This window comes from Amycolatopsis sp. NBC_00355 (genome assembly GCF_036104975.1).
Classification (GTDB): domain Bacteria; phylum Actinomycetota; class Actinomycetes; order Mycobacteriales; family Pseudonocardiaceae; genus Amycolatopsis.
This window is the reverse complement of sequence record NZ_CP107982.1, coordinates 6630292-6655997: the sequence shown is the minus strand read 5'-3', so window position 1 is coordinate 6655997 and position 25706 is coordinate 6630292. Positions and strand designations below refer to the sequence as shown.

General features: G+C 68.8%; 28 protein-coding genes. 17 read left to right on the top strand and 11 right to left on the bottom strand.

Going from position 1 to position 25706, the window contains the following annotated elements:
• The first annotated feature begins 188 nt into the window (after positions 1-188).
• The 6 genes from OHS18_RS30225 (at position 189) to OHS18_RS30200 (ending at position 6300) form a co-directional block, all read left to right on the top strand.
• Complete coding sequence (locus OHS18_RS30225; RefSeq protein WP_328446906.1) at positions 189-2012, top strand: phosphoenolpyruvate carboxykinase (GTP); 1824 nt, start codon at positions 189-191, stop codon at positions 2010-2012.
• A 71-nt stretch (positions 2013-2083) separates the two neighbouring features.
• Positions 2084-2926 (top strand): TIGR03621 family F420-dependent LLM class oxidoreductase, encoded by an 843-nt coding sequence (locus OHS18_RS30220; RefSeq protein ID WP_328613178.1) that lies wholly within the window; start codon positions 2084-2086, stop codon positions 2924-2926.
• A gap of 13 nt (positions 2927-2939) precedes the next feature.
• Complete coding sequence (locus OHS18_RS30215; protein WP_328613177.1) at positions 2940-3815, top strand: TIGR03621 family F420-dependent LLM class oxidoreductase; 876 nt, start codon at positions 2940-2942, stop codon at positions 3813-3815.
• Positions 3812-4417: an ABC transporter ATP-binding protein gene (locus tag OHS18_RS30210; RefSeq protein ID WP_328446912.1), complete on the top strand. Its 606-nt coding sequence runs from the start codon at positions 3812-3814 to the stop codon at positions 4415-4417. Before OHS18_RS30215 ends, OHS18_RS30210 begins: the two co-directional genes overlap by 4 nt.
• Positions 4411-5691, top strand: coding sequence for a hypothetical protein (locus OHS18_RS30205; RefSeq protein ID WP_328613176.1), 1281 nt, complete (start codon positions 4411-4413; stop codon positions 5689-5691). The genes OHS18_RS30210 and OHS18_RS30205 overlap by 7 nt, the downstream gene beginning before the upstream one ends.
• Before the next feature lie 30 nt (positions 5692-5721).
• Positions 5722-6300, top strand: a complete 579-nt coding sequence (locus tag OHS18_RS30200; RefSeq protein WP_328446915.1) for an EndoU domain-containing protein — start codon at positions 5722-5724, stop codon at positions 6298-6300.
• Positions 6301-6332: 32 nt separating this feature from the next.
• Here OHS18_RS30200 and OHS18_RS30195 read toward each other — a convergent pair whose 3' ends face one another.
• The gene (locus tag OHS18_RS30195) at positions 6333-6605 is read right to left on the bottom strand and encodes a helix-turn-helix domain-containing protein (RefSeq protein WP_328446917.1); all 273 of its coding nucleotides are present in this window, start codon (positions 6603-6605) and stop codon (positions 6333-6335) included.
• Between the two features lie 125 nt (positions 6606-6730).
• Positions 6731-8350 carry an alpha/beta hydrolase gene (locus OHS18_RS30190; protein WP_328613175.1) on the bottom strand — a complete coding sequence of 540 codons (1620 nt, stop codon included), beginning with the start codon at positions 8348-8350 and terminating at the stop codon, positions 6731-6733.
• A 188-nt stretch (positions 8351-8538) separates the two neighbouring features.
• Here OHS18_RS30190 and OHS18_RS30185 point away from each other — a divergent pair, with 188 nt between their 5' ends.
• Both OHS18_RS30185 and mctP read left to right on the top strand, forming a co-directional pair.
• Positions 8539-8817, top strand: a complete 279-nt coding sequence (locus OHS18_RS30185; RefSeq protein ID WP_328446921.1) for a DUF3311 domain-containing protein — start codon at positions 8539-8541, stop codon at positions 8815-8817.
• On the top strand, positions 8814-10472 hold the full coding sequence (gene mctP, locus OHS18_RS30180; protein WP_328613174.1) for a monocarboxylate uptake permease MctP: 1659 nt from the start codon (positions 8814-8816) through the stop codon (positions 10470-10472). The genes OHS18_RS30185 and mctP overlap by 4 nt, the downstream gene beginning before the upstream one ends.
• Here the strand turns inward: mctP and OHS18_RS30175 are convergent.
• The gene (locus OHS18_RS30175; protein WP_328613173.1) at positions 10466-11071 is read right to left on the bottom strand and encodes a hypothetical protein; all 606 of its coding nucleotides are present in this window, start codon (positions 11069-11071) and stop codon (positions 10466-10468) included. The two genes, mctP and OHS18_RS30175, sit on opposite strands and share 7 nt — an antisense overlap.
• A gap of 32 nt (positions 11072-11103) precedes the next feature.
• Here OHS18_RS30175 and OHS18_RS30170 point away from each other — a divergent pair, with 32 nt between their 5' ends.
• Positions 11104-11679 carry a peroxidase-related enzyme gene (locus OHS18_RS30170; RefSeq protein ID WP_328613172.1) on the top strand — a complete coding sequence of 192 codons (576 nt, stop codon included), beginning with the start codon at positions 11104-11106 and terminating at the stop codon, positions 11677-11679.
• Here the strand turns inward: OHS18_RS30170 and OHS18_RS30165 are convergent.
• The 3 genes from OHS18_RS30165 to OHS18_RS30155 form a co-directional block, all read right to left on the bottom strand.
• A complete protein-coding gene (locus OHS18_RS30165; RefSeq protein WP_328613171.1) occupies positions 11676-12602 on the bottom strand; it encodes a bifunctional helix-turn-helix transcriptional regulator/GNAT family N-acetyltransferase in 927 nt (308 codons plus the stop codon). The genes OHS18_RS30170 and OHS18_RS30165 overlap by 4 nt on opposite strands.
• Positions 12603-12826: 224 nt before the next feature.
• Positions 12827-12976: a hypothetical protein gene (locus tag OHS18_RS30160; RefSeq protein WP_247059489.1), complete on the bottom strand. Its 150-nt coding sequence runs from the start codon at positions 12974-12976 to the stop codon at positions 12827-12829.
• A gap of 269 nt (positions 12977-13245) precedes the next feature.
• Positions 13246-14436 carry an ATP-binding protein gene (locus OHS18_RS30155; RefSeq protein ID WP_247059488.1) on the bottom strand — a complete coding sequence of 397 codons (1191 nt, stop codon included), beginning with the start codon at positions 14434-14436 and terminating at the stop codon, positions 13246-13248.
• 303 nt (positions 14437-14739) lie between these two features.
• Here OHS18_RS30155 and OHS18_RS30150 point away from each other — a divergent pair, with 303 nt between their 5' ends.
• Positions 14740-15219: a hypothetical protein gene (locus OHS18_RS30150; protein WP_328613170.1), complete on the top strand. Its 480-nt coding sequence runs from the start codon at positions 14740-14742 to the stop codon at positions 15217-15219.
• Positions 15220-15278: 59 nt separating this feature from the next.
• Here the strand turns inward: OHS18_RS30150 and OHS18_RS30145 are convergent, their stop codons facing one another.
• The gene (locus tag OHS18_RS30145; protein WP_328613169.1) at positions 15279-16013 is read right to left on the bottom strand and encodes a MerR family transcriptional regulator; all 735 of its coding nucleotides are present in this window, start codon (positions 16011-16013) and stop codon (positions 15279-15281) included.
• A 177-nt stretch (positions 16014-16190) separates the two neighbouring features.
• On the opposite strand from OHS18_RS30145, the gene OHS18_RS30140 reads away from it, so the two are divergent.
• Positions 16191-16730 carry a DoxX family protein gene (locus tag OHS18_RS30140; protein WP_328446932.1) on the top strand — a complete coding sequence of 180 codons (540 nt, stop codon included), beginning with the start codon at positions 16191-16193 and terminating at the stop codon, positions 16728-16730.
• A gap of 69 nt (positions 16731-16799) precedes the next feature.
• On the opposite strand, the gene OHS18_RS30135 is transcribed toward OHS18_RS30140, so the two are convergent.
• Positions 16800-18089 (bottom strand): acetyl-CoA C-acetyltransferase, encoded by a 1290-nt coding sequence (locus OHS18_RS30135; RefSeq protein WP_328613168.1) that lies wholly within the window; start codon positions 18087-18089, stop codon positions 16800-16802.
• Between the two features lie 93 nt (positions 18090-18182).
• Between OHS18_RS30135 and OHS18_RS30130 the strand changes: the two genes are divergently transcribed.
• Both OHS18_RS30130 and OHS18_RS30125 read left to right on the top strand, forming a co-directional pair.
• The gene (locus OHS18_RS30130) at positions 18183-19517 is read left to right on the top strand and encodes a 3-oxoacyl-ACP reductase (protein WP_328446936.1); all 1335 of its coding nucleotides are present in this window, start codon (positions 18183-18185) and stop codon (positions 19515-19517) included.
• Between the two features lies 1 nt (position 19518).
• Positions 19519-20361: a MaoC family dehydratase gene (locus tag OHS18_RS30125; RefSeq protein ID WP_328613167.1), complete on the top strand. Its 843-nt coding sequence runs from the start codon at positions 19519-19521 to the stop codon at positions 20359-20361.
• Here the strand turns inward: OHS18_RS30125 and OHS18_RS30120 are convergent.
• Entirely contained in the window at positions 20353-21009 is a 657-nt protein-coding gene (locus OHS18_RS30120; protein ID WP_328613166.1) for a TetR/AcrR family transcriptional regulator, read from the bottom strand. The two genes, OHS18_RS30125 and OHS18_RS30120, sit on opposite strands and share 9 nt — an antisense overlap.
• A gap of 127 nt (positions 21010-21136) precedes the next feature.
• Between OHS18_RS30120 and OHS18_RS30115 the strand changes: the two genes are divergently transcribed.
• From OHS18_RS30115 to OHS18_RS30105, 3 genes are all read left to right on the top strand, one after another.
• On the top strand, positions 21137-21799 hold the full coding sequence (locus tag OHS18_RS30115) for an SCP2 sterol-binding domain-containing protein (RefSeq protein WP_328618604.1): 663 nt from the start codon (positions 21137-21139) through the stop codon (positions 21797-21799).
• 102 nt (positions 21800-21901) lie between these two features.
• Complete coding sequence (locus OHS18_RS30110) at positions 21902-22453, top strand: SCP2 sterol-binding domain-containing protein (RefSeq protein ID WP_328618603.1); 552 nt, start codon at positions 21902-21904, stop codon at positions 22451-22453.
• Positions 22454-22507: 54 nt separating this feature from the next.
• On the top strand, positions 22508-23683 hold the full coding sequence (locus OHS18_RS30105) for a YDG/SRA domain-containing protein (RefSeq protein WP_328613165.1): 1176 nt from the start codon (positions 22508-22510) through the stop codon (positions 23681-23683).
• 7 nt (positions 23684-23690) lie between these two features.
• Here the strand turns inward: OHS18_RS30105 and OHS18_RS30100 are convergent, their stop codons facing one another.
• Positions 23691-24167, bottom strand: coding sequence for an FxsA family protein (locus OHS18_RS30100; RefSeq protein ID WP_328613164.1), 477 nt, complete (start codon positions 24165-24167; stop codon positions 23691-23693).
• A 68-nt stretch (positions 24168-24235) separates the two neighbouring features.
• Between OHS18_RS30100 and OHS18_RS30095 the strand changes: the two genes are divergently transcribed.
• A complete protein-coding gene (locus OHS18_RS30095; RefSeq protein WP_328613163.1) occupies positions 24236-25567 on the top strand; it encodes a DUF5336 domain-containing protein in 1332 nt (443 codons plus the stop codon).
• Here OHS18_RS30095 and OHS18_RS30090 read toward each other — a convergent pair.
• On the bottom strand, positions 25514-25699 hold the full coding sequence (locus OHS18_RS30090; protein WP_328613162.1) for a TetR/AcrR family transcriptional regulator: 186 nt from the start codon (positions 25697-25699) through the stop codon (positions 25514-25516). The genes OHS18_RS30095 and OHS18_RS30090 overlap by 54 nt on opposite strands.
• Between the last annotated feature and the right edge of the window lie 7 nt (positions 25700-25706).

Below are 25706 nucleotides of genomic sequence, written 5' to 3'. Positions count from 1 at the left end.
TGTGAGAGAACGTACACGTCAGCTCTCGGTTACCTGCCGGTCATGCGGCTACTCTCGGGGAATCCCAAAAAACGCACACCGGCTTCGCCAGCCGGTGTGCGAAGCCATTCGGTCGCCGGCAACGAAGCCCGCATCGGAACACCGTCGTTCCGAGCGGGCTCATTTGTCGTCGGAAGTCAGGAGTAGAGATGACCGCAGTCGCCATCCCCGGACTGGACACCGCGCCGACGACGCACAGTGGCGTGCTGTCCTTCGTCCGGGAGGTCGCCGAGCTGACGACCCCGGACCGCGTGGTGTGGGTCGACGGGTCTGACGAAGAAGCCGCCCGGATCAACCAGGAGCTCGTCGAAGCCGGCACGTTCGTGCAGCTCAAGTCGAAGCCGAACTCCTTCTGGGCCACCTCCGACCCCAACGACGTCGCCCGCGTCGAAGACCGGACCTTCATCTGTTCGGAGCGTCCCGAGGACGCCGGTCCCACCAACAACTGGACCGACCCGGCCGAGATGAAGGCCACCATGACCGAGCTCTTCCGGGGCTCGATGCGCGGCCGCACGATGTACGTCATCCCCTTCTGCATGGGTCCGCTCGCCGACGAGAATCCCAAGCTGGGTATCGAAATCACCGATTTCGCCTACGTTGTCGCGTCGATGCGCGTGATGACCCGCGCCGGCAAGGCGGCCCTCGAGAAGTTCGTCGGGCCCGACGGCAGCGAGCGCGAATTCGTGCCCGCGCTGCACTCCGTGGGCGCGCCGCTCGAGCCGGGTCAGAAGGACTCTTCCTGGCCCTGCAACGAAACGAAGTACATTTCGCACTTCCCCGAAGAGCGCGCGATCTGGAGCTACGGCTCGGGTTACGGCGGCAACTCGCTGCTCGGCAAGAAGTGCTACTCGCTGCGCATCGCCTCGGTGATGGCGCGCGACGAGGGCTGGCTCGCCGAGCACATGCTGATCCTCAAGCTGATCTCCCCCGAGGACAAGGTCCACTACGTCGCGGCGGCGTTCCCGAGCGCCTGCGGCAAGACCAACCTCGCCATGCTGCAGCCGACCATCCCGGGCTGGCGCGCCGAGACCCTCGGTGACGACATCGCGTGGATGCGCTTCGGCGAAGACGGCCGCCTGTACGCGGTCAACCCGGAGTTCGGCTTCTTCGGCGTCGCGCCGGGCACCGACTGGCACACCAACCCGAACGCCATGCGCACCATCGAGCAGGGCAACACGGTCTTCACGAACGTCGCCCTGACCGACGACGGTGACATCTGGTGGGAGGGCATGGAGAACCAGCCCGAGCACGCCACCTCCTGGAAGGGCCAGGAGTGGACGCCGGAGTCGAGCGAGAAGGCCGCGCACCCGAACTCGCGCTACTGCACGCCGATGTCGCAGTGCCCGATCCTCGCCGACGAGTGGGACGACCCGAAGGGCGTGCCGATCTCGGCGATCCTGTTCGGCGGCCGCCGCAAGACCACGGTGCCGCTGGTGAACGAGGCCCGCGACTGGCAGCACGGCGTGTTCATGGGCGCCACCATGTCCTCGGAGACGACGGCCGCGGCCGCCGGTGCGGTCGGCAACGTGCGCCGCGACCCGATGGCGATGCTGCCGTTCCTCGGCTACCACGCCGCCGACTACTTCAAGCACTGGCTGACGCTGGGCAAGAACGCCGACGCGAACAAGCTGCCGAAGATCTTCTACGTCAACTGGTTCCGCCGCGGCGACGACGGCCGGTTCCTGTGGCCGGGCTTCGGCGAGAACTCGCGGATCCTGAAGTGGGTCATCGAGCGCGTCGAGGGCAAGGGCAACGCGGTCGAGACGCCGGTCGGGTTCGTGCCGCGCGCCGAGGACCTCGACACCGAGGGCCTGACCGAGCCGATCGAGGACATCCAGGCCGCCCTCGACGTCAAGCCCGAGGAGTGGCGCGCGGAGCTGCCGCTGATCGAGGAGTGGTTCGACAAGATCGGCGACAAGGTGCCGACGTCGCTGCGTGACGAGCTCGACGCGCTGGCCCAGCGCCTCGCCTGAGTCCGCTGAGAAGAAGGGGACGTCCCACGCGGGACGTCCCCTTCTCCGCGTCTGCGGGTAGGTTCGCGGCCATGAGACCGTTCCGGTTCGGGGTGGCGCTGGTGGCGCCCGGCTCACGGGCCGAGTGGGTGGCGAAGTGCCGTCAGGCCGAGGACCTCGGTTACGACGTCGTCGGCGTGGTCGACCACCTCGGGCGGGTCGCGCCGGTGCCGGCGCTGCTGCTGGCGGCCGAAGCCACCGAGCGCGTCAAGGTCGGCACGTACGTGCTCAACGCGAGCTTCCACAACCCCGTGCTGCTGGCCCGCGACCTCACCGGGCTCGACGAGTTCACCGGCGGCCGCCTCGAGATCGGGATCGGCGCGGGGTACGTCCGCGCGGAGTTCGAGGCCGCGGGGATCGAGTGGGGCACACCCGGGCAGCGGTTCGCGCGGCTGAAGCGCGTGGTCGCCGAGATCGAGCGTGCGTACGAGGGGCGCCCCCGGCCGCCGCTGCTGCTCGGTGGCCGCGGCGACCGGATGCTCCAATTCGCCGCCGAGCACGCCGACACCATCGCCTTCACCGGCACCGCGCCCGGCGCGGCCGAGGGCCGGCTGGCCCTGGCCGCGCCCGCCGCGGTCGCCGAGCGCGTCGGCTTCGTGAAGCGGGCGCTCGGCGGCCGGGACACCGAGCTCAACCTGATGGTCCACCTCGTCCGGATCACCGACGACCGGCAGGCGGCACTCGAAGTGGCCCGCCGGCTCGTGCCGCACCTCGGCGCCGCCGAGCTCGCCGAGCTGCCCACCGTCCTCATCGGTTCGGCGGAAGCGGCGGCCGAGCAGCTGCTGCGCACCCGGGAGACCCTCGGCGTCAGCTACTTCACGGTGATCGAAGAGGACCTGACCAGGCTGGCCCCGGTGATCGAAAAGCTCCGCTGAGTACCTTGTCGGTATGACTGGGGACTTCCGCTTCGGCGTGAACATGGTCGTGCCGGACAGCCGCGCCGCGTGGGTCGGGAAGTGCCGCCAGGCCGAGGACCTCGGCTTCGACGTCGTGTCCGCGGCCGATCACCTCGGGCTGGCGCCGCCGTTCCCGGCGCTCGTGCTCGCCGGCGAGGTCACTTCGCGCGTCAAGCTGAACACCTTCGTGCTGAACACGCCCTTCTACAACCCGGTGCTGCTCGCCCGCGACGTCACGGGCACCGACCAGTTCACCGAAGGTCGGCTGGAGCTCGGGCTCGGCGCGGGGTACGTCAAGCAGGAGTTCGAGGCCGCCGGGATGCCGTTCCCGTCCGCTCGCGAGCGCGTCGACCACCTCGAACGCACGATCCTCGAACTCGAGCGGAGTTACGCCGACCCGGAGCACAAGCCCGCGCCGGTCCGCGCCGGAGGACCGCCGCTGCTGCTCGCCGGCCGCGGCGACCGGATCCTGACGCTGGCCGCCGAGCACGCCGACATCATCGGCTTCACCGGCACGGCCAAGTCGCCGGACGGCGCCGCGCTGATCCCGGCGAGCGCCGAGGACATCGAGGAGCGCGTCGAGTTCGTCCGGTCGAAGCTCGGTGACCGCGACCCCGAGTTCAACCTGCTGTGCCACTTCGTGAACATCACCGAAGACCGCGCCGCGGCGCTGGAAGAGCTGGCGAAACGGACGCAGGGTGTGCTGAGCGCCGGCCAGCTCGCCGAGGTCCCGACCGCGCTCGTCGGCTCTCCCGCCGATGTCGCGGAGCAGCTCCACGCGCACCGCGAGCGGTTCGGGCTGACCTACTACACCGTCCTGGAGCAGGACATGGCCCAGTTCGCCCCGGTGCTCGAAGCGCTCCGATGATCGACGCGAAGGGGATCGGCGTCCGCGCCGGCGACATCTGGCTGTTCGACGACCTCGACTTCGGCGTCGACGCCGGTGAAGTCGCCGCGATCGTCGGGCCGAACGGCGTCGGCAAGTCGACGTTGATGCGCTGTTTCTACGGCATGCAGAAGCCGCAGCGAGGGCGTGTGCTGGTGGACGGCAGGCTCCCGGACGAGCGGGACGTCGAGTTCCGGCGGAAGGTGTCGGTGCTGTTCGACGACTCCGACTTCTTCGCCGAGCTGACCCCGTTGCAGCACCTGGATCTTCTCGCCGGCACGTTCGGCGCCGACCTCGGCGACCACCGGGAACTGCTGCGCGACGCGGGCCTCGGCGAGCGCATGCACGTCACCGCCGGGCATTTCTCGGCCGGCCAGCGCCGCCGGTTGCTGCTGCTCGGCGTCACCGCGCGGCCGCACCGCGTCCTGCTGCTCGACGAGCCGGAGCGCGCGCTGGACACCGCGGGCAAGGAATGGCTGGTCGACGTGATCGCCCGCTCGACGGCGGCCGGCGCGGCGGTCGTGGTGGCCACCCACCACCCGCCGCTGCTGGAGGCCGCGGACAGCGTGCTCGAACTGTGGTGACCCTTTCGCCGCGGCGGATGAAGATCCCGGGCCGCAAGCGGTTCGGCGGGATCTTCAGCGGCGACACGGCGTCGTTCGTCTTCCTGTTCGGCTTCGGGTTCCTCTTCACCGCGTTCTTCCACGTCGACGGCTGGCGCCCGGCGGTCTACGGCTCGTCGCAAGTGGACTTCCCGGCCGTGCTCGGGCTGCTGACGCTGTGCTGCGCGGTGGGCTGGCGCGGCCTGCTGCGCCGCGGGTTCGCGTGGGTGGAGCCGGCCGAGCTGACCTGGCTGGACTTCGCGCCGGTCGACCGCGGCCGGGTTGTCGCGCTGCGGCTGCTCGGCGCGTGGACCGGCGTCGTGGCGGTGACCGGTTACCTGGTCGCGCTGCTGCTCGCGGTCGGCGGCGGCGGCCTCGACGAGTGGCGCGCGGGGATCGCCGTCGTCGCGGCGACCGCCGTGGTGGCCTACGTGACCGCGCGGCGGACGGCGTTGTGGTTCGACGCAGCCGGCCCGCTGGTGCTGGCGGTGCTCGGGCTGGCGATCGCCGCGTTCCACCTCGGCGCCGCCACGGTGGAGTTCGTCGCGGCCGGCGTGGTGCTCGCGGCCCTGCCCTTGGCGTTCGGCGGCGAGCCGGTGACGCGCGCGGGCCGGTCGGCGCTGCTCGCCGGCTGGGAGGGCCGGGTGCTGCGCTCGGTCGCCGTCACCTTCCTCGACCCGATGATGCTGCTCCCGCCGTCGGCGCCGGTGGGGCGGATCCCGGTGCGCCGGCCGACACCGTTGCGGCTGGCCTGGGCGGGCACGCTCGGACGCTCCAAGTACGCGGGCGCGGCCGTGCTGGTCGGTTTCGCGATCGTCGTCGCGCACATCGCGCTGCCGACGTTGCCGGGCCCGGTCCTCGTCGGTCTCGGCGCGTACCTCGCGTTGACGCCGTTCAGCGCCGGGCTCGGCGAGCTGTGGCGCAACCCGGGCCGCCGTCGCTGGCTGGGCTCGCCCAACCGCGACCTGGTGCTGGCGAACGGCCTGGTGCTCGCCGGCGTCGGTCTGCTGTGGGCGGCGGTGCTGTACGGCGTCACGCTGGCGGCCGGCACCTCGTTCGCCGGGCCGGCGTGGCTCGCGGTACCGCTGTCGGTGCTTTCGATCCTGCGGACGGTCACCCGCAAGGCCATCGACTACGGCAACCCGGCGTTTGTGGACACCCCGATGGGGCCGATGCCCGCGAACCTCGTGCGGCAGCTCTTCCGCGGGCTCGACCTGCAGGTTATCGGGATCGTGCTGCTTTCCGCGGCCATCTGACCTACCCTCGATGCGACGAATGGAGCAGTCATGGGTGGCGGACACGCGTCGGGGGTCGGGCGCAGGGCGACCAGCGAGTTCCCTCCGGGCTGGAGCGACGAGCACATCATCTCGGTGGTGAAGGACGTCGCGAACGACCCGAGCGAGGCCCGGCGGCAGCAGCGGAACGGCCGTTGGCGGTGTGCCGGCGAGCGGTTCAACGTGCACATCGTCGTGCTGGTCGAGGAGAACGGGTACGTGCACACGGCCTACCCGGTGGCGGGCCCCGGTGTGACCCGCAACCCGGACGCGGCCCGCGACCCGGCGAACCCGACGGTCGCCGACCTCAAGGAGAACCGGATCAGCTTCTTCGCCGACAGCGTCCTCACGATGCTCGGCGACCGGCTCTCCCCCGAGGACTTCACGCACTACCGGACCCTGCTGTGGTCGGGCGAGTGGGAAGAGCTGGCCGACGTCCTGGCCGCGCACGCGACAAAGGTCGACCTGAAGTTCTCGGCCGACGAGCTGTCGGACTTCGAGAAGCTGCTGAACAGCTACGACCTACCGGTGGCGGGCTGCGCGTTCCTCAACGACCGCGACCACATCCTGACCCAGCTGCGCACCTCGTGAGTGTTTAGGGCGGTTAGAACCGCCCTAAACACTCACGAGGCTTGGGAAAGGGATGGTGACGCGGCTGTCGCGACCGCCGCGCGCAGTGCGTCCAGCGGCAGCCCGACGGCGTCGGCGATCGCCGTGACCGTGAAGAACGCCGGCGTCGGGATGCGGCCGGTCTCGATCTTCCGGAGCGTCTCCACCGAGATCCCGGCCTCGATCGCGACGTCGACCATGCTCCGGCCGGCCCGTGCCGTCCGCAGCGCCTGACCGAGGCGTTCGCCTCGCTCGCGCTCTTCGTCCGTCAGCGGCACCCGCACCATGAACCCGATTCTAATACCACCAGTTGTCCACCGCCTGTGGATAACTCTGTGCACAGGTCGGGGACAGGTGTGGAAAAGCCCCGCCGAACCGGAGTTCGGCGGGGCCTCCACAACACCTAGTGGCGTCAGGCGCCCGGAGGCACCGGAAGTGCCACGCCGGGCAGGCTCTGGTCGTTCGGCACGACGCCGTCGACCAGGTAGGCCTCCACGACCTTGTCCACACCCGCGTTGCCGCCGGCGTAGATGCCGTGGTCACCCTCGCCGGTGATCGTCAGCATCCGCGAACCCGCGAACGCCTTGTGCGCGCGGCGCGCGCCCTCGATCGGCGTCGCCGGGTCGTGCTCCGACTCGACGATCAGCACCGGCGGGACACCCTTGCCGTCCAGCACGGGCAGCGGGGCCGGGGTCTTCTTCCAGAACAGGCACGGCTGGATGAACCAGCCGGCGCCCAGCAGCGGCTGCTGCTTGTCGATCAGCTTCTGCGAGTCCTTGATGGCACTGTTCGTCGTGCCGGTCCACGGACCCTCGTTGCACGGGATGGTCCAGAAGCTGGCGTCGTAGGCGTCGCCGTCGGTCGGCACCATCAGCGGCTGCGCGCCGTAGGTCGTGGTGCTCTTGTCGGCGGCCTTGACCTTCTGCGCGGCCGCGGTCTTCGCCTGGGCCGACGTGCCGCCCTGGGTCAGCGTGCGGACGCTGACCAGGTAGTCGGCCAGCCCCGGGAAGGAGCGCTTCGAGTAGATGCTCGACGCGATGAAGGCGTCCAGGCCGTTGGCCGACACGCTCGAACCGTCGGGCAGGGTGACCGCGCCCTGGGTCAGGACGTAGCGGACCTGCTCGTAGGTCTGGCGAGCGGCCTCACCGGTGGTGCCGAAGTGGTAGAGCTTGTCGTACTTCGCCATCCACGGGAGGAAGTCCTGCCGCCAGCGGCGCTCGAAGCCGAGCGGCTGCCAGTCGAAGGACTTCTGCCAGGTGGTCGTGAACTCCGTCGACGAGTCGAGGACGAACCGGCCGGTGCGCGTGGGGTAGGCCTGGGCGTAGTGCGCGCCCATCCAGGTGCCCGCCGAGTAGCCGACCCAGTTGATCTTGTCGCGGCCGAGCAGCACGCGCAGCAGGTCGATGTCCTTGACCGTCTGGTCGGTGTTGATCAGCGGGCCCAGCTCGCCGGACTTCACCTGGCACGACTGCGCGGCGTACTTCGTCGCCTGCAGGATCAGGTTCAGGTTCGCGCGGTCACGGTCACGCGGGTCCAGGTCCGAGCCGGTGCCGATCGCGCCGCCGCACGTGATGTTCGTGCTCTTGCCGGTGCCGCGCGGGTCGAAGCCGACGATCTCCTGGTGCTCCCGCAGCTTCGGCTGGTTGCGCAGCCGGGCCGGGAAGTTCCGGCCGGGCGCGCCGGGGCCGCCGGGGTTGGTGACGACGCTGGCCGTCGCGTCGCCGGTCGCCTTCAGGCGGCTGACGGCGATGGTCAGGTCGATCTGGGCGTTCGCCTGGTACCAGTTGCGCGGCGTCTTGTAGGTCGCGCACTCCATGCCCTCGGCGCCCGCGGGCGGGGCCGTCGGCAGCTCGGAGGGGACGGCGCACTTGTGCCAGTCCAGCTTCTGGTTCGCGTACTGCGCCGGGATGTTCGTGGAGTTCCGCGGCAACTTGGCCGCCGCGGCCTCCGGACCTGCGAACGCAGGCGTGAACCCGGCCAGCAGGGTGCCCGCGATCGCCGGGATCACCACCGCGTAGCGGAGTCGTGTCATACGGTTGCCCCTTTGGCTCTTCTCAAGTGGAGTCGCGCTATTGATATAGGGCGGGTAACGGCGGGGCAACCGACGTTGGTCGGCAACGCGGTGCGCGGCGATCAAATCGATATCGGACAGACGTGACGGCCTCCTCACCCAGGTTCTAAGGTCGGACGGTCGGTTACGGGAGTGTTAGGTGAGGTCCGATGTCGACTGTGAAGCAAGACAGGAAGGTGCCCCGGAAGCCGTTCAATCCGTGGTACCTGCTCTTGATCGTCCCGCTGCTGGTCCTGGTCACGCCACTGTTCAACATGGACGGTCCGCGGCTGTTCGGGATGCCGTTCTTCTACTGGTTCCAGTTCCTCTTCGTCGTGGTCGGCGTCCTCAGCACGTGGATCGTCTACCTGATGACGCGGGACAAGCCGGCCGGTGACGCCCCGGACAAGCTGAGCGTCGACGACCTGGACGAGGGGGACGCTCGATGAGCAACCTGCAGTGGCCGGAACTGATCATCTTCACGATCCTGTTCCTGCTGGTCACCGTGCTCGGGTTCCTGGCCGCGCGCTGGCAGCGCGGCGGCGGGCTGGACCACCTGGACGAATGGGGCCTCGGCGGCCGCAAGTTCGGCTCGTGGGTCACCTGGTTCCTGCTCGGCGGTGACCTCTACACGGCGTACACGTTCGTCGCGGTGCCCGCGCTGGTGTTCAGCGCCGGCGCGCTCGGCCTCTACGCACTGCCGTACACGATCGTCGTCTACCCGATCGTCCTGCTCCCGGCGCTGCGGATGTGGTCGGTGTCGCGGGTCCGCGGCTACGTCACCCCGGCCGACTTCGTGCGCGGCCGCTTCGGCTCGCCGATCCTCGCGCTGCTGATCGCCATCACCGGCATCGTCGCGACCATGCCGTACATCGCGCTGCAGCTGGTCGGCCTCGAAGCCGTGCTGCGGACGATGGGCATCAACGGCTCCGGCATCGTCGGGCACCTGCCGCTGCTGATCGCCTTCATCATCCTGGCGGTCTACACCTACCAGTCCGGCCTGCGGGCGCCCGCGCTGATCGCGTTCGTCAAGGACATCCTGATCTACATCGTCATCCTCGTGGCGATCATCTACCTGCCCTCGAAGCTGGGCGGCTGGTCGCACATCTTCGACACGGCGGCGGCGAAGCTCGGCACGCCGAACCCGGCCACCGGCAAGCCGGCCGGCTCGATCCTGCTGAACGCGAACAACCAGCTGCAGTACGCGACGCTGGCCCTGGGCTCGGCGCTCGCGCTGTTCCTCTACCCGCACTCGCTGACCAGCGTGCTGGCCTCGCGCGGCCGCAGCGTCATCAAGAAGAACATGGTCGCGCTGCCGGCGTACTCGCTGGTGCTGGGCCTGCTGGCGCTGCTCGGGTACGTCGCGATCACGGCGGGCGTCAAGCCGCTGACGAACGCGGCGACCGGCAAGCCGGACGGCAACACGATCGTCCCGGTGCTGTTCGACAACCAGTTCTCGTCGTGGTTCGCCGGCATCGCGTTCGCCGCGATCGGCATCGGCGCGCTGGTGCCGGCGGCGATCATGTCGATCGCCGCGGCCAACCTGTGGACGCGCAACATCTACAAGGAGTACATCCGCAAGAACGCGACCCCGCAGGAAGAGGCGAAGCAGGCGAAGCTCGCGTCGCTGGTCGTGAAGCTCGGGGCGGTCGCGGTGATCATCCTGATCGACCCGCAGTTCTCGATCGACCTGCAGCTCATCGGCGGCGTGCTGATCCTGCAGACGCTGCCGGCGGTCGCGCTCGCGCTGTACACGCGCTGGTTCCACCGCTGGGGCCTGATCGCGGGCTGGGTCGTCGGCATCGGCTGGGGCCTGATCATGCTGTACGGCATCCCCAACCCGGCCAACGGCAAGCTCCACTTCGGCGGCTCGGCGCTGTCACTCGGCAACCTGTCGATCTTCGGCTGGCACCCGTTCTCGGGTTCGCTGGTCCAGATCTACGTCGGCTTCGTGGCCTTGATCGCCAACCTGGTGGTCGCCGCGATCGTCACGGTGATCGCGCGGCAGATGAAGGTGTTCAACGGGACGGACGACACCGACCCCGCGGACTACCTGGCCGACGAGAACGACAAGAACCTGCGCCCGATCGGCGCGGCTCACTGAGTGGTGCGCCGGAGGACCAGCGTGCGGGAAACCAGGTAGAGCACCACGCCGTTGAGCAGGTGCCAGAGGAAGTGCGTGCCGGCCGGGACGTAGTCGCAGACGTCCCGGTCGAGCGTGCGCAAGCTCAGTGACAGCGCGAAAATCGCGCCGGCCACAGCGAAGTGCGTCCAGTCGTCGTCGCGCGAGAACACGAGAAGCGCGACGACGACGCCGAACGCGATGAGCGCGGAGAGGTAGAGCCCGCCCCCGAGCAACGCCGTGACGGCGGTGAGCACGAGGAACGCGGGCGCGGCCAGCCACGACAGCCGCCGGCCGTAGAACACGCGCGCGAACAACACGACGTACACCAGCACAAAAACGAGGATGCTCACCGAATCCGCGACGCCGGCCCAGCGCGTCGCGAGCAAGTGAAAGGCCGTGCTGGCGGCGAAAACCAGCCCGATCAGCGCGGCGAGCAGCCGCCCGGCCCGATCTCCCGCGGCCAGCCGCCACACGAGCACGGCGGCGAGGAGGAACGCCAGGTTGCTGAGACTATTGAGTGGCTCACCCCAGAGCCCGGGCGCGACCCGTTCGCAGTACCCGTCGACGTAGTCCGTCACGGGGACAGCCAACCATGACTAGCGTGGGGTGGATGAGCGACGCGGTGAGCCGGTTCCCGGTGACGGACCTCGAAGACCTGCCCGACGACCTGCGCGAGCGCGTCGGCGTGATCGCGGAGAAGTCCGGGTTCACGCCGAACATCTTCCGCGCGCTCGGCCACCGGCCGGCCGAGCTGCGGGCGTTCCTCGACTACCACGACGCGCTGATGGAACGATCCGACGGACTCAGCAAGGCCGAGCGCGAGCTGGTCGTCGTCGCGACCTCGGGCGCCAACCACTGCACCTACTGCGTCGTCGCGCACGGCGCGATCCTGCGCATCCGCGCCAAGGACCCGGAGCTCGCCGATCGCGTGTCGAGCAACCCGTGGCAGGTGGAGCTGGACGAACGCGGCCGCGCGATCGTCGACCTGGCGCTCGCGCTGGCGCAGGACTCGGCGCTGTTCGGCGAGGGTGACCTCGAAGCCGCGCGCAACGCGGGCCTGACCGACGACGAGATCTGGGACGTCGGCGCGATCACGGCGTTGTTCGCGATGTCGAACCGGCTCGCGCACCTGACGGCGTTGCGGCCGAACCCGGAGTTCTACCTCCTCGGCCGCGTCCCGCGTTAGAACTCCAGGCGCCAGATCTCCTCGGTCAGCTCGGGACCCCAGCCGTCGAAGGCCGTCTCTTCGACGAGTTCGAACCCGGCCGCGCGGTAGAGCGCCCGGGCGGCGTCGAGGATGGACACCGTCGAGAGCTCCACCGCGCGGTAGCCGCAGGCCCGGGCGAACTCGACGCACTCGGTCACCAGCCGCTTGCCCACGCCGCGACCCCGGGCCGACGGCTCCAGCAGCAACAGCCGCAGCTTCGCGACGTCCGTGTCGGCTCCGCGGGCGCACCCGATGCTTCCGGCGCGCTCCCCGTCGAGCTCCGCGATCCAGAACGCCTGGCGCGCGTCGTCGTGCACGGCGAAGTCCGCGACGATCCGGGCGACCAGCCCCTCGAACCGGGTGTCGAAGCCGTACTCGCGGGCGTACAGCGCGCCGTGGCGCTGCACCACCCAGCCGAGGTCACCCGGTCGTGGCGGGCGGAGGACGAGTGCCGGGTCGCGAGGGCGGTCGCCGACGACGTCGCCGATCGTGCGCATGGCGGTCAGGAGGCGCCGCTGGTCTTCGTCGGGGAAGCGCCGCAGCAGCCCGCCGATCTGCTCGGTGGACCGGCGGTTGAGCAGGGCGAACGCGTCCCGGCCGGCGTCGGTCGGCCGGACGAGCTGACGGCGGGCGTCCTCGTCGGATCGTTCGCGGGTGATCAGGCCGCGGGACTCGAGGCGGGCCAGCAGCCTGCTGGCGTACCCGGCGTCGAGGTCGAGGCGTTTCCGCAGGTCGGTGACGGCCAGCGGGTCGCGCTGGGTCAGCTCGAAGAGCACCCGGGCTTCGGGGAGGGAGTACTCGGCGTCAGCCGGGCCTTCGTCCAGCACGCCGATGACTCCGGTGTACAGCCGGTTGAAGGCGCGGACCGTGGCGACCCGGTCGGCCAGCTCAGCGTCGTTCATTGACCACCTCAAGCAAAGTCGTTGACGAAGTCAATGATTACTCGACAGGGCGGCGTCGGCAAGGGAGTTTCAGGGAAATGGAAAACCCCGTGATGCTGCCAGGTCGGGGGTCCGCCAGCATCACGGGGTCGTAGGGGGTATCGACGCGGATTTGCGCGGCGTTACACCTTCACCAGTTTGTGGCCTAGGTCACCCGAATGGGTGACCGCCACCTGGTGAGTCGATCAGCGCATGTAGCCCGAGCGAGCCTGCGCGATAGCGATGAGTTCCTGACGGACCGTCGCGGTGGCGGCGGTGTCGATCGCCCGATCCAGCGCCCGGCGAGTGCGAACCTCGGCGCGACGGGCTCGGAGCTTGGCGGCGATGTTGTTCATCGGTTTCTGCATCCCCTTCGGAGGGTCTTGGTGGCTTGTAGCTCTAGTATGCACCTTTTTTCACAAGGAATCCAACGAATGTCCGGTGATGTGGCGCACTCGCCGATGAATCATCGGCAAATTTGGGAAACAGCCGAAGAGATCAAGGTGTCGGCGGTCACGGCAAGGCAACCCCTCTGTCGTTGTCTATGACTGTCTAGCGATTTGCCGATATTTGGCTAGCGACGCTCATAGAGCGCAAGACGCCCAGGTCGGCAGCGTCGGACGCGTCAGTCGCGGCTGAGCAGGTAGTGCCCGAAGTGCGGGACGGTGAAGGCGATCTGTCCCCGCTCGGCGGAGAACACGAGGCCCTTCTTCATCAGGCTGTCGCGCGCCGGCGACAGCGACGACGGCTTCCGCCCCAGGAAGACGGCGACGTCGGCGGTCCCGGCGGCCTCGTCGCGGCCCTGGGTCAGCTCGGCCATCGCGAGCAGGTACTCGCGCTCGGCCGGCGTCGCGCGCTCGTAGCGCGAGCCGAAGAACCCGACGGCCAGCTCGGACTCCGCCTCCGGGGCGGCGACCTGGACGTCCTTGAGGGTGATCGGATCGGCCGGCGCCGCGTCCCAGGCCGCCTTGCCGTAGGCCTGGATGAAGTAGGGATAGCCGCCGGACGCGTCGAAGAGCGCGTCGAGCGCCTCCGGCTCGATGCTGGCGTCCTCGCGCTCGATCGGCGCCATCACGGCGAAGTCGGCGTCCGCCCGGTCGAGCCGGTCGATGCGCGCGTAGCGGAAGAGCCGCTCGGAGTACGACTTGGACGCCGAGAGCACGGCGGGCACGTGCGGCAGCCCGGCGCCGACGACGACCAGCGGCGCCCCGGACTGCGAGAGCTCGTGACAGGCGGCGCAGAGCGCGGAGACGTCGTCGGGCTGCAGGTCCTGGATCTCGTCGATGAGCAGCGCGACGCCGGTCCCGACGTCCGCGGCCAGCTCGGCGACGTCGGTGAACAGCTCGACGAGGTCGATCTCGATGTCCCCGGAGTCGGCGCGCCCCTGAGCGGCGGGCACGTCGATGCCCGGCTGCCACCGGTCCCGCAGCTTCGCGTCGGCCTTGTTGGCCCGCAGCGCAAACGCCTTGAGCACCCCGAGCACCTCTTCGACCCGATCCGGCGCCCGATGCCGCACGGCAAGATCCCGGATGGCCCGGTGCAGCGCGGCGGAAAGGGGCCGCCGCAGTTCGGCGTCCGGCCGCGCCTCGATCTTCCCGGCCCCCCACTTGTGCCGCACGGCCATCGCCCGCAGCTCACCCAGCAACACGGTCTTCCCGACCCCGCGCAGCCCGGTCAGCACCAGACTGCGTTCAGGTCTCCCGCGCGCCACGCGCTCCAGCACCACTTCGAAGGCCTTGAGCTCACGCTCACGCCCGGCCAGCTCGGGAGGCCGTTGCCCGGCGCCCGGCGCGAAGGGGTTGCGGATGGGGTCCACTCTGCCAAGCTATCGACGTATCTAGCGCGAGCCCGATATTCGGCCATAGACAGCTAGCGCGTGTCGCCGGAGTTCGACCGGATGGCCGAGCGGTCACCGGCAGCGCCGCCCATCTCGCCACCTCGACCTACCGGCGGCCCCCACCCATCCCTGGGGGGCAGCCCCGTGTCCAGCGTATCGGCGCCCACCGACGAACCGGCTCCACCAGCGAGATTTCGGCTCAGTTGTCCACATCTCGCCCGGCCTGTGGACAACCACGGCCGGAAGCCGGGAGACAAAGCTTCGCTGTGGCACGGTGGTGTGGTGACCGAAGAGGACTTCGCAGTCGGCTCCGTGTCGATCATCCCGCAGCCCGGCGCCATCGGGCTGTTCGTGGACTTGGGCCATGAGCCGCCGGGATTCGTCGACGTCTTGAGTCTGCCGAGTCGAGCGGCAGACTGGCCGCCCGTCGGCACGAAGATCGCCTTCGAGGTGCTCACCCGCAGTCCGGAACAGATCCGCTTGTGGCCGCTCGACCCGCGATTCCGATCAGGACCGTTCGACCCCCGTGTGCCCGATGACGAATGGCTGGCGCGCAAGGCGCGCTACCCGGTCGGTGCGATCCTCACAGCAGAGGTCAGCGGAGCCTTCATTTTGGACCGCTCGTACTTCGTCCGGTACGAAGGCGGCTGGTCGTACCTCGAGGGGCGACCACCACCGGAAGTAGGCACCCGCGCCGAATACGAGGTGGTCAGCCACCTCGACGCGACCCGGCGCACTCTCCTACGGCCAGTGGGTACATAGAGACGAACAGGTCTGCAGCCCTGCTCGTCCCTACCCCCAGCGCGCACTACGACGCAGCACTAGTCGCTCAGGTTCCGCTCCGCGTAGATCTTCATCGCGTCGCGCACGAATTCCGCCGTCGCGCCTTCGAACCCGTAGCGCGGTTCGTCCACGTACAGCTGGCCCAGGCCCGCGAAATAGCCCGCGGACACCGACGAAACCGCCGGCCGGAGCCACTCGTGCAGCCGGCGCGCGATCCCTTGGACCTCGACGGAGTCCGGGGCGAGTCCGGCGTCGCGAGCGGCGCCGAACGCGGTCGAGACGTCCACCTGCTCCTGCTGGTGCGCCTTCTTCTCCTCGGCCGACAGCGAGCTCCACCACTGGTCGCCCGCCTTGTACGCCGCAGCGCCCCAGCGTCGCGTGACCTCTTCCTGGTACTGCGTGTGGTCGAAGCCGTCGAACACTTCTTCTGCCATCAGTCGTTCACCTCCCTTCATTTTCCGTAGCGTCGTGCGGACCGAGGCGATCTGCCGCCCGATCCGCCGCTGCTCCTGTTCGAGCAGGTCCAGGTGGGTCTCGAGCGCGGCCGCGCTGTCGCGCTGCCCGTCGAGGACCTCGGCGATCGCCGGGAGCCCGAGACCGAGCTCGCGCAGCAACAAGATCCGCTGCAGCCGGACGAGCGCCTGCTCGTCGTAGTAGCGGTAGCCGTTGCCGCCGATCCTGCTGGGCTCGAGCAGGCCCACCGCGCCGTAGTGGCGCAGCGTCCGGCTCGTGGTCCCGGCCGAGCGGGCGATGTCCTGGATCGACCACTCCATGCCTTCGACGATAGAAGTTGACGCAACGTCAAGGTCAAGCGCCAACGCTTTCTAGCGCTCTCTAGCAATGACACGATATTCGCCCAGACAGTGCTAGGAGGGTTCGGCGCCGGGCCGAGCGGGCATTCCAGCTGTAGGTTTGACCAGGAAGAAGCCCGGACCAGGAAGGCAACGACCGTGATACTCCGTCGTGTGGCTCGCCCACTGATCGCTGCGACATTCGTGTACGGCGGGATCAACGTGCTCCGGAACACGCAGTCGCACGCGAAGACCGCCGAGCCGTTCCTCACGGACGCCTTCGACAAGCTCGAAGGCGTCATTCCCGAGCAGGTGCCGCGCGACCCGGCCACGCTCGTCCGGATCGACGCCGCCGTGAAGATCGGCGCGGGCCTCGCGTTCGCGACGGGCAAGGCGCCGCGGCTGGCGTCCGCGCTGCTGCTCGGCAGCCTGGTCCCGACGACGCTGGCGGCGCACAGCTTCTGGACGTTCCAGGACCCGGCCGAGAAGAAGAAGCAGCAGATCCAGTTCCTGAAGAACGCCGGTCTGGCCGGCGGGCTGATGCTGGCCGTCGCCGACACCGCGGGCAAGCCGTCGGTCGGCTGGCGGGCACGTCGCGCGGCGAAGGACGCCGGTCACGGCGTCGAGAAGCTGGGCCGCAAGGCCGAGAAGCGCGCGAAGAAGCTGGCGAAGAAGGCCGAGAAGGCCCTCCCCAACTGACGTAGAAAGCCGTGAAGGGCACCTTCAGGGACTTAGAGTCCCTGAAGGTGCCCTTCACGGCTTTGAGTGCTACTTCTCCAGGATGGCCGTGACGCCCTGGCCGCCCGCCGCGCAGATGGAGATCAGGCCACGGCCGGATCCCTTCTCGTGCAGCAGTTTCGCCAGTGTCGCGACGATCCGGCCGCCGGTCGCGGCGAACGGGTGCCCGGCCGCCAGCGACGAGCCGTTGACGTTCAGCTTCGCCCGGTCGATCGAGCCCAGCGGCTCGTCCAGGTCCAGCTTCTCCTTGGCGAACGCCGGGTCCTCCCACGCCTTGAGCGTGGCCAGCACCTGCGACGCGAACGCCTCGTGGATCTCGTAGTAGTCGAAGTCCTGCAACGAAAGCCCGGCGCGCGCGAGCATCCGCGGCACGGCGTACGCGGGCGCCATCAGCAGGCCTTCCTCGCCGTGCACGTAGTCGACGGCCGCGGTCTGCGAGAACGTCAGGTACGCCTGCACCGGCAGCTTGTGCGCCTTCGCCCACTCCTCGGTGGCCAGCAGCACGGTCGACGCGCCGTCGGTCAGCGGCGTCGAGTTGCCCGCGGTCATCGTGCCGCCCGGGCCGCCGAACGCCGGCTTGAGCTTCGCGAGCTTCTCCGCCGTCGAGTCCGCGCGCAGGTTCTGGTCGCGCGCGAGCTTGAGGAACGGCGTCACGAGGTCGTCGAAGAACCCGCGGTCGTAGGCGGCGGCGAGGTGCTGGTGGCTGGCGGCGGCGAGTTCGTCCTGCGCCTCGCGGGTGATCTCCCAGATCTTCGCGGTCAGCGCCGCGTGCTCGCCCATCGACAGCCCGGTGCGCGGCTCGGAGTTGCGCGGGATCGCCGGGACGATGTGCCCGGGGCGGATCTTGGCGACGAGCTTCAGCCGGTCGGCGAGCGTCTTCGCGGAGTTGAGCTGGATGAGGATCTGGCGCAGGTCCTCGTTCACGGCCAGCGGCGCGTCGCTGGTGGTGTCGACGCCGCCGGCGATGGCCGAGTCGATCTCACCGAGCGCGATCTTGTTCGCGACGTTGACGATCGCCTGCAGGCCGGTGCCGCACGCCATCTGCACGTCGGACGCGGGCGTCGCGGGTGAGAGCTTGCTGCCGAGCACGCTCTCGCGGGCCAGGTTGAAGTCCTTCGAGTGCTTGAGCACGGCGCCGGCCGCGACCTCGCCGATGACCTCGTCCTGTAGCGAGAAGCGGCTGACCAGGCCGTCGAGCGCGGCGGTGAACATGTCCTGGTTCGACGCCTTCGCGTACGGGCCGTTCGACCGCGCGAAGGGGATCCGGTTGCCGCCGATGATCGCGACCTTGCGGACGGCTGGTGCTTTCTTGGGCGGCATAAACGTCACCTCTCTGGTCGGCTCTCTCACACTGTAACCTACTCGCAAGTAGGTTAGACTGCGACGTGACGCAGACTGCACGGGAGGCAACCGATGGCTGACAGGTACCAGCAGTTCACGAAAACCCCGGTGGGGAAGTTCGTGGTGCCGAAGCTCGGCCTGCCCAACCCCGCCACACTGCGCCGGTACCAGCCCGGGCAACCCGCCCTCGAGGGTCCCGCACTTCTCGGCGCCGCGCCCGGCGGACGGCTGGAGAAAAAGGTCCGTGACCAGCTCGCGGACGCGGGCATCAACGTCGTCACCACTTCGGGTGACAGGCACGCGGCGCTCGTGTTCGACGCCACCGGCGTCACCGAGCCTGGTGGCCTGCGCGCGGTCTACGACTTCTTCCACCCGGTGATCCGCAGCGTCGGCCCGTCCGGCCGCGTGGTCATCCTGGGCACGCCGCCGGAGCAGGTCGAAGGCCGTGAACGCATCGCGCAGCGCGCTCTCGAAGGCTTCGTGCGCTCCGTGGGCAAGGAGCTGAAGCGCGGCGCGACCGCTCAGCTCGTGTACGTCGCCGAAGGCGCCGAAGACGCGACGGAGTCGACGCTGCGCTTCCTGCTGTCCGCGAAGTCGGCCTTCGTCGACGCGCAGGTCATCCGGATCGGCGCCGAAGGCAAGACGGCTGTTGCGCCCGCGAACTGGGAGAAGCCCCTCGACGGCAAGGTCGCGCTGGTCACCGGCGCGTCCCGCGGCATCGGTGCGGCGATCGCCGACGTCCTGGCCCGCGACGGCGCGCACGTCGTCGCCCTCGACATCCCCGCCCAGGGCGCCGACCTGTCGAAGGTCGCCAACAAGATCGGCGGCTCGGCGCTGCAGCTCGACATCACTTCGCCGAGCGCGCCCGCGAAGCTCGCGGAGTACCTGAAGGAGCGTCATGGCGGCGTCGACGTCGTTGTGCACAACGCGGGCATCACGCGCGACAAGACGCTGGGCAACATGAGCGAAAGCGCGTGGGACTCGGTGATCGCGGTCAACCTCGCATCGCAGCTCGCGGTGAACGACAAGCTGCTCGGCGACAAGATCCTGAACGAGAACGGCCGCGTCATCGGCGTCTCGTCGATCGCGGGCATCGCCGGCAACGTCGGCCAGGCGAACTACGCGACGTCGAAGGCGGGCGTCATCGGCATGGTGAACGTCGGCGCGCCGCAGCTCGCGGAGTACGGCGGCACGATCAACGCCGTCGCGCCGGGTTTCATCGAGACGAAGATGACGGCGGCGGTCCCGCTGTTCATCCGCGAAGCCGGCCGCCGGCTGTCCAGCCTCGGCCAGGGCGGCCTGCCGGTCGACGTCGCCGAGACGATCGCCTGGTACGCGAACCCGGCGTCGGCCGCGGTCAACGGCAACGTGGTCCGCGTCTGCGGCCAGGCCCTGCTGGGGGCCTGACGTGGCGATCCGCGAACTCGACAGCACGCCGAGCTTGGCGACGCTGTACCCGAAGGCGCTGCTCGGCGGCGTACTGCGCAAGCCGTCCGGCTCTTCGCTGCCGGACACGGAACTGGTCCGCACCGGCGTCGTCGTCGACCCGGCACACCTCGCCGCGTACAACACGGTGTGCGGCTTCCGGCTGAGCGACGAGCTGCCCGCGACGTACCCGCACATGCTGGCGTTCCCGCTGCAGATGGCGCTGATGACCGAGCAGGGCTTCCCGTTCCCGCTGCTGGGCATGGTCCACGTCGCGAACCGCATCACCCAGCACCGCGCCCTGCGGCTGGGCGAGCCGCTGACGATCCGCGTCCGCGCGGAGAACCTGCGCCCGCACGAGAAGGGCCGCCAGTTCGACGTCATCAGCGAGGCCCAGGTCGGCGACGAGACGGTGTGGACGGACGTCAGCACGTACCTGCGCCGCGGCGGCTCTTCCGGCTCCACGTCCCGCCGCGAGCAGCTCGCGCCCCCGACCCCGGACGCGATCTGGCGCGTCCCAGGCGACATCGGGAGGCGTTATGCGGAGGTTTCGGGCGACCGCAACCCGATCCACCTCCACCCGCTGACGGCGCGGCTGTTCGGCTTCCCTCGCGCGATCGCGCATGGCATGTGGACGAAGGCCCACGCGCTCGCGGCGTTCGAAGGCCGCCTGCCGGAGGCGTTCACGGTGGACGTCCGCTTCAAGCAGCCGGTGCTCCTGCCGGCCAAGGCGGGCTTCACGTCCTGGGCCACGCCGGAAGGCTGGGCGTTCGAGCTGTGGAGCAAGTCGAAGCCTCACCTGGACGGCTCGATCACCTCACTCTGAGGGCTTCCAGACCTCGCCCTCGATGAGGTCGTTGAAGCCGAGCCAGACGAGGTTCATCAGCCAGGACGCCAGGACGCCGTCCGAGATGTCGGGGTGGTCGAGGGCCCAATCGGCCAGTGACTCGGCCGCCCCGACCAGGGCCGCGGACAGGCCCTCGCCGGAGAACTCGGCCTGCTCGCCGACGCCCTTGCGGGTGCCGGCGGACACGACGAGCGCCGCGACCAGCTGGATCGCGCGCGCCCGCATGTCGGTGATCTCGGCGGCGAATGCGCCACCGACGGTCATCGCCTGGCGGTGCAGGACCGTCCACGACTCGCGGTACTCCGCGACGAACCGGTAGAACGACCGCAGCCCGTGCCACAGCTGCATGTCCGGCGGGAGGTCGGGCTTCACGCCGGCCTGGATGGCCTCGAGCAGTCGCGTCGCCTCGCGGCGGATGCACGCGCCGAACAGGTCCTCCTTGGAACCGAGGTAGGTGTAGATCATCGGCTTCGAAACGCCGGCGACGTCGGAGATCTCGTCCATCGACGCCGCGTGGTACCCGTGGCGCGAGAAGACCTGGACGGCCGCGTCCAAGATCTGGCGCTCGCGCACCGCACGGGGCAGCCGCCGAGCCCGTTCGGGCGGACGCTGATCTTCCTCTGACACGCTGGACCTCCCTGTTACTGACCGGAGACGGTACCGGGCGTTGACCCGGTGGGGTGATTTCGGCACGCTTGCCCGCCTACCTACTCGCGGGTAGCCTTACGCTCGGGTAACTGGAGAGGGAGTGACCATGGCCGACAATGCCGGGATGACCAGCGACGATCAGATCGTCGGCCTCCGCGGCGCGGCGTTGCTGGACACGCTGGAGCGGCTCGACCCGCTCGGCCCCGAGGCGCACGCCCTCGACGTCAACACCCTCGCCGACGCGGTGAACCCCCGCGATCTCGGCAAGGACGACTTCCGCCGGCTCCTGAACGCGCTCCTGCGCCTGGCCGAGCGCGCCCCCGCGTTCGACCTGAGCAAGGTCGACCCGGCGCGGTTCGCGTCGCTGGTCGCTGCCGCGTCGCGCGCCCAACTCGAAAGCGTCGTCGCGGAGCGGCCGTTGCGGGAGCGTGTACTGGACGAGATCTTCGCCCGGATGGGCGCCCACACCCGGTCCGATCGTGCCCGCGACCTGCACGCGGTCGTCCACTGGCGCATGGCCGGTGGCACCGGTGAAGGCGGCTACGACCGCTACGAGACGGTCATCTCGAAGGGTTCGTGCACGGTCAGTCGCGAGATGCGCGAACGCCCCCGCGTCACGATCACGATCGCCCCCGTGGACTTCTTCCGGCTCATCACCCACCAGGCGACGCCGGCCGTGTTGTTCGTCACGGGAAAAATCAAAGTCAAAGGTGACCTCGCCTTTGCCGCCGGCTTGATCGGTTTTTTCGATCTACCGAAACCCGTCTGACCGGATACACTTTCGGCCGTGCCCCGAAATGCGGACGACCGCCCCTGGCGATCCCGCCTGCGCGCTTCCCGCCGTCCGGTCCGCATCCGGGCGAGCCACGCGATCAACGGCTTCGCCGAGAAGCTGGTGATCGGCAACCTGACGGCCGAGCAGTTCATCCAGGTCCTGGAAACCCTGCACATGCTGGGAAACGCGGGCGCCGGCATCGAGCTGAGTTCACTGTCGACAGACGTCCTGGTCGACGTCGTCCGCCGCGCCTCCCGCGACCAGCTGAAGGCCATCGCCGACCACCCGGAACTCCGTTCGGTCTTCTTGGACGAGATATTCCGCAGAATGTCGGAACACTTCCTCCCCGAGCGGGCCCGCCACGTGGACTTCGTGGTTTCCTGGCGCTTTTCCGACGGCACCGGCGAAGACGGCTACGACCGCTTCCAGACGGTGATCGAGGACGGAGTGTGCGTTTCTTCGACGGATCTGTCCAGGACCCCGGACACGACGATCACCCTGTCGGTGGACGACTTCATCCGCATGGCCACGGGCAACGCGGCGGTGGCCGCGATGTTCGTGACGGGCCGGGTGAAGGTGAAGGGCGAGTACGCCCCGGCGGTGCGGTTCTCGAGCTACTTCGACATCCCGAAGCCCACGGTGGACTAGCCGTCGCACGGCGGTGACACCAAACTGTCGGTGTCCCGCTTTAGAGTGGTCCTCATGAGTCTTGCGGACATCGAGCGCGAGCACGTGCTGGCGGCGGCGGCTGAGTATGACCAACGGGGAAAGCAGAAGTTCCTCGACAAGTACGGGCTCAAAGAGGACCGTCGGTACGCGATGTTGATCGCTGACTGGGCTTACGACTCAAACCCCGTACTCCGGGTTGCGCATCAAGATGCTGCGGGAAGTGTCTTGCCAGCTGCTGAGCTGAGCGCGGGGTCAGGCGTAACACGGCTAGCGGAGCTGGGCTTTGAGGTCATCGACCGTGATGCGACTCCGAAGTTCGGAGAGATTCCGAAGGTTCCCGAAAAGACAACCTTTCCCGACCGTAGAGCTGCTGCGGCTCGCGGTACCCACCGGGCGCTCCAGGGAGGCATCGTGGGGACCAAGGAGACCGGTGCCGAGTCGATTGTCCTGTCCGGCGGGTACGAAGACCGAGATTACGGCGACGTGATCATCTACACCGGCCACGGCGGGTTGGACCAGAACACTCACAAGCGGATAGGCAGCCAGACCTTCGAGGACACGGGAAACGCTGCACTGCAGACCAGCATGCACGAAGATGGCCTCGTTCGGGTGATCCGTGGTGCGCACAAAGGGGCAAAATTCGCGCCGTCAGCTGGCTATCGTTATGACGGGCTTTACCAGGTTGAGAGCGCTGACTACGTCCGCAGCGGCAACTTCTGGATCTGCCAGTTCCGCATGAAGAAGGCGATGCGGGAGTTCGACGTGATCGCGACACCGACGATCGCGGTGGAATTGTCTGGTGTGCCTGCGCACGGTAAGCCGGTAGCAGGCAACTCGACGCCCGATCGGCGAACGGTGGTGGTGCAGCGCACCGTGCGGATCACGGGCATTACCAAGCAGGTCAAGCGTATCCACAACGACACGTGTCAGATGTGCGGTGTGCAGTTGATCGTGGGTGACCGGACCTACTCGGAGGGGGCGCACATACGAGCTCTTGGTGGTCCGCACGACGGGCCGGACGTGGCGGACAACGTCCTTTGCTTGTGCCCGAACTGTCACGTTCAATTCGACTTGGGTGCGGTCGTCATCCAGGACGATTTTAAGCTCTTGCGAAATGGTGCCATTGACGGCGAATTGCGACAACACCCCGAGCATAAAATCAACCTCGCCTACGTTGCTCACCACCGACAGGCGCACGGCAAGGTCTAGACGTGGCTCAACCCTCGATGACGCGGCCTTCGATCACCGGGTGTGGCTTCTCCGTCGACGACGGTGATGACGATGGCGGCACCACTTCGCTGTCCACCACCATCACCGGACCGCGGTGTTGGTTGGCGAACTTCACCGCTCGCTTCTCCATCCGCTTCAGCCACAGCCGACGGGCCACCGCACGCGACGGCGGCAGCATCAGCAGCAGGCCGAGCACGTCGCTGACGAAGCCCGGGATCAGGATCAACACCCCGCCAAGGCCGACGAGCATGCCGTCGGTGAGTTCCTTCTCCGCGGAACGCCCAGCTCGGGACGTCTCCATGAACGCGCGCATCGCCTTGGCGCCTTCGCGGCGGGCCAGCCAGGAGCCGATGAACGCGCCGGCCAGGAGGAGGCCCAGCGTGCCGAGCACGCCGACCGCTGAGCCGACCGCCCAGATCGCGGCGATCTCGGCGAAGACGTAGAGCAGGAACGCGACAGCCATACCGGGACAACGAACGAGCTGTCCGATTTGCTCCCGGGCCTGCAGGCCACCGGCTAGTCTCACCCTTCGTGTCCGACTGGCTCCGGTGGCTCCTGATCGCGATCGCGGTGCTCGCGGCGGGGGTGCTCCTGGTCGGGAGACGGCGGCCTCGGGTCACGTTGCCGCAGGTCAGGGTGCGTGGCGGCATCGCGATGTCCGTCTTGGCGTGGCTGGTCATCGGGATCGTTGTCGCGGGCGCGACCGCTGGTGGGCTGCTGTGGTTCCTCGGCTGGCCGCACCTGCCGAGCGCGGCTGTCTTCGATGTCACCCAGGTGCTCGACCTGCTGAAGATCGCCCTGTCCGTGGTCGCCGGGTTCGGTGGGGTCGTGCTGCTCGCCGTCAACTACCGGAAGCAGCGGATCACCGAGAACGAGCACGCTCTCGCCGTCGAGAAGGCCGAGCGCGAGACCGTCCAGGGTTTCAACGAACGTCTCGGCACCGCCGCCGAGCAGCTTGCTCACGACAACCCCGCGGTGCGCCTGACCGGCGTTTACGCGCTCGCGGGCCTCGCCGACGACTGGGAGGACAAGCGTCAGGTCTGCGTCGACGTCCTCTGCGGGTACCTGCGCCTCGCGCCCGATGCGGTGTCTCCTGGCGAGGACGAGGTGCGACAGGCGATCCTGCGGATGATCCGCGATCGCCTCGGGGCCGGCGGCCGGTGGCGGCGGCCGGTCGACTTCGACTTCACCGGTGTTGTGTTCGAGAACGCGGACTTCTCCGGGCTGCGCTTCCCCGGCCGGGTGATCTTCGACGGGGTCGAGTTCATCGGCGAGCTGACTTCGTTCGAGGGCACTTCGTTCGCAGGCGAGCTCAGCTGTCATGGAACGCACTTCGCCGCGAGCCGGACGATCTTCGCACGCGCCAACTTCAAGGGCGGCACCGAATTCGTCGGGACCGAGTTCGCCGGCGGCGATCTGGATTGCTCGTCTTGGGACGTCGACGGCCGGATCGCCTTCTACCGGTGCGAGATCCGGTGCACGCGGATCGATTTCTCCTACCTGACCATCCAGCGTGGTGAGGTCCGGTTCGAACGAATCGAGTTCGCCGACGCTGAGGTGAAGTTCGACGTCTTCGGCGACTGGGACAAGAAGAACTTCTCGCGGCTCGTTTTCGACGAGGTGCGGTTCCTGCGTTGCCGCCTGCGGCTCGAGCTCTCCCAGGATCGGGAACGCATGGTCTGGTTCATCGACTGCCTGCTGGACTCGGTGACCGTCGAGCTCCCCGAGTTCGACTGGTCGATGCCCTGGCTGAACCTCCGCGACGTCGAGCTCCGCGGCACCGAAATCCCCGAGCCGTACATCCGGCGATCAGCGCAGGAGCGTCTCGATCATCGAACGGAGTCCGGCCGCCAGCCGATGTGATTCGCCCGTGCGCAGCAGGTGGAGCGCCCGCACCCGCTCCTCGACCACCGCGCGCATCAGGCCTTCGCGGTTGCCGAAGCGGTGGAACACTGTCCCCTTGCCGACGCCGGCCGCCTGCGCGACGCGGTCCATCGAGACT

Coding starts and splice junctions, on each gene's coding strand:
- OHS18_RS30225 (WP_328446906.1), top strand. CDS start 189: ATGACCGCAGTCGCCATCCCCGGACTGGACACCGCGCCGACGACGCAC.
- OHS18_RS30220 (WP_328613178.1), top strand. CDS start 2,084: ATGAGACCGTTCCGGTTCGGGGTGGCGCTGGTGGCGCCCGGCTCACGG.
- OHS18_RS30215 (WP_328613177.1), top strand. CDS start 2,940: ATGACTGGGGACTTCCGCTTCGGCGTGAACATGGTCGTGCCGGACAGC.
- OHS18_RS30210 (WP_328446912.1), top strand. CDS start 3,812: ATGATCGACGCGAAGGGGATCGGCGTCCGCGCCGGCGACATCTGGCTG.
- OHS18_RS30200 (WP_328446915.1), top strand. CDS start 5,722: ATGGGTGGCGGACACGCGTCGGGGGTCGGGCGCAGGGCGACCAGCGAG.
- OHS18_RS30195 (WP_328446917.1), bottom strand. CDS start 6,605: ATGGTGCGGGTGCCGCTGACGGACGAAGAGCGCGAGCGAGGCGAACGC.
- OHS18_RS30190 (WP_328613175.1), bottom strand. CDS start 8,350: ATGACACGACTCCGCTACGCGGTGGTGATCCCGGCGATCGCGGGCACC.
- OHS18_RS30185 (WP_328446921.1), top strand. CDS start 8,539: ATGTCGACTGTGAAGCAAGACAGGAAGGTGCCCCGGAAGCCGTTCAAT.
- mctP (WP_328613174.1), top strand. CDS start 8,814: ATGAGCAACCTGCAGTGGCCGGAACTGATCATCTTCACGATCCTGTTC.
- OHS18_RS30170 (WP_328613172.1), top strand. CDS start 11,104: ATGAGCGACGCGGTGAGCCGGTTCCCGGTGACGGACCTCGAAGACCTG.
- OHS18_RS30165 (WP_328613171.1), bottom strand. CDS start 12,602: ATGAACGACGCTGAGCTGGCCGACCGGGTCGCCACGGTCCGCGCCTTC.
- OHS18_RS30160 (WP_247059489.1), bottom strand. CDS start 12,976: ATGAACAACATCGCCGCCAAGCTCCGAGCCCGTCGCGCCGAGGTTCGC.
- OHS18_RS30145 (WP_328613169.1), bottom strand. CDS start 16,013: ATGGAGTGGTCGATCCAGGACATCGCCCGCTCGGCCGGGACCACGAGC.
- OHS18_RS30135 (WP_328613168.1), bottom strand. CDS start 18,089: ATGCCGCCCAAGAAAGCACCAGCCGTCCGCAAGGTCGCGATCATCGGC.
- OHS18_RS30130 (WP_328446936.1), top strand. CDS start 18,183: ATGGCTGACAGGTACCAGCAGTTCACGAAAACCCCGGTGGGGAAGTTC.
- OHS18_RS30115 (WP_328618604.1), top strand. CDS start 21,137: ATGGCCGACAATGCCGGGATGACCAGCGACGATCAGATCGTCGGCCTC.
- OHS18_RS30105 (WP_328613165.1), top strand. CDS start 22,508: ATGAGTCTTGCGGACATCGAGCGCGAGCACGTGCTGGCGGCGGCGGCT.
- OHS18_RS30100 (WP_328613164.1), bottom strand. CDS start 24,167: ATGGCTGTCGCGTTCCTGCTCTACGTCTTCGCCGAGATCGCCGCGATC.
- OHS18_RS30090 (WP_328613162.1), bottom strand. CDS start 25,699: ATGGACCGCGTCGCGCAGGCGGCCGGCGTCGGCAAGGGGACAGTGTTC.